Genomic DNA, 480 nt, shown 5'->3' on the forward strand with positions numbered 1-480 from the left:
TTTACGACCAGACACAAAGAACGAGTCTTTTTGATAAATTTATACCAGCAAAAGCCAAAAATCACAACTTCAACTCTAAATTTACAACCTTTTTTGGCGCACACACTCTAACTTTTGGCTATGACTTTAGCAAACAAAATGTCGGCACGACCTTCATTGTCTCAAACGCTTCAAGAAACGGCTTAAAAGATCCAAAGACCTACTCGATGAGCGAGCATGCGGGATTTATCGAAGATGAGTGGCAAATTTTAGATGAGAAGCTATTTTTAACGCTTGGCTCAAGGCTCACGCACAATGAATTTTTTGGCAACCACCTCTCGCCAAGAGCCTACCTAGTCTATAACGCCACAGACACACTAAGCCTAAAAGGTGGCGTAGCGACTGGCTACAAAACCCCAGATGTCAATCAAATTTCTCCAGAAGTAGGCACTATTCAAAAGGCTTGGAGAATAGTTGATTTTGGCAACAAGGACCTAAAAC

General features: G+C 41.5%; 1 protein-coding gene. It reads left to right on the top strand.

Going from position 1 to position 480, the window contains the following annotated elements; genetic code table 11:
* Positions 1-480, top strand: a 480-nt coding sequence (locus tag CYP54_RS02480) for a TonB-dependent receptor domain-containing protein (protein ID WP_181001504.1), incomplete at both ends; no start/stop codon positions are given.

This window comes from Campylobacter concisus, assembly GCF_002914005.1.
Classification (GTDB): domain Bacteria; phylum Campylobacterota; class Campylobacteria; order Campylobacterales; family Campylobacteraceae; genus Campylobacter_A; species Campylobacter_A concisus_N.